General features: G+C 59.3%; 1 protein-coding gene. It reads right to left on the bottom strand.

Features of this window, described 5'->3' with window-relative positions; genetic code table 11:
• Window positions 1-178 precede the first annotated feature (178 nt).
• Window positions 179-616, bottom strand: a complete 438-nt coding sequence (locus tag XdyCFBP7245_RS23415; RefSeq protein ID WP_104617721.1) for a SymE family type I addiction module toxin — start codon at window positions 614-616, stop codon at window positions 179-181.
• Window positions 617-1,070: the final 454 nt, after the last annotated feature.

Genomic DNA, 1,070 nt, shown 5'->3' with positions numbered 1-1,070 from the left:
CACGCTGGCTAGAACGCTTGCGCACCCTGCCCGACGCAGTGCGCGAGCAGATGAGCCTGGTACCTTAAAAACGTGGGGATACCTAAGATCCAAACTCTCAAGCATGCCAGCATAAAGCCCCTCTCTCTCCGGGAGAGGGGTTGGGGTGAGGGTACGGAGGCGAAGCCCCAGCGCAGTTTCAACCGCACAATGAATCCGCTTCACTGCCTAGCTGGCTAAAATCGTCTATTAACGTCACTACCAACTTACCCTCGCGCGCACTGATCTGCAGCTTGCAGCCAACGGCAAACCCCAACTGCTCCAGCCACAGCCCGCGCAAGCGCACGCTGGGAATGCGCTGGCTGTGCGTCCGGCCGGGTTCGGCTTCGTAGAACGCATAACCCACCGTGCAGCGCGTGGGGGTGCGCGCCTTGCGCGGAGGGCGCTGCGGTAAATCGTCCGCGCGAGGTCTGGTGTGACGGTCGAAGTCGAGATTGTCCACATCGAACGTGGGCGAGGGCACCAGCCGCGTAGGCTGCGTGTCTTTTATTACCTGTGTGGTCGCCCGCTTCGCGGTAACGGTGCGTTTGGCGTTTGGTTTGTTCCGCTTGGCGGTCGTTGGCTGCGCCCGGCTCATCGCCTCACCTCCGCCAGCACCATGGAGCGACGACGCCCACCCATCTGCACTATCGATACATCTGCCATGACAAGGCCTCCTTCGAAGAACAGGCACCGTCGCCGGCCGGCGACGGGATGTCGGGAGGTTAGAAACCGCTAGTAGTCGGCGGGCGTATTCCTCCCGAAGGAGTGTTGTATTAGCCGCCCTCCCGACGCAGGCATCGCGTCGGTTTGTACCTGTAGGCAGGCACAAAAAACCCACCGGTTTGACGGAGGTGGGTACCGCTACTAGAGGAGTTTCTACGCTCCTTGAGGTAGAGGTTGCTACTGGTTGCTTGGGATGTCAACTGCTTGGTTTAGTCAGTTATCGGTCTCTCTTATTGTCGACTCCCCATAAAATTGATCCATCCATCACTACAGGTCTCCGGGCACACTAGCCACCGAGGAGACTAACGATGCGCAAGAGCAAGTTC

This window comes from Xanthomonas dyei (genome assembly GCF_002939865.1).
GTDB classification, from domain to species: Bacteria; Pseudomonadota; Gammaproteobacteria; order Xanthomonadales; family Xanthomonadaceae; genus Xanthomonas; species Xanthomonas dyei.
Note: the sequence above shows the minus strand (reverse complement) of the source record. Positions and strands in the feature narration are given on the sequence as shown.

Coding starts and splice junctions, on each gene's coding strand:
- XdyCFBP7245_RS23415 (WP_104617721.1), bottom strand. CDS start 616: ATGAGCCGGGCGCAGCCAACGACCGCCAAGCGGAACAAACCAAACGCC.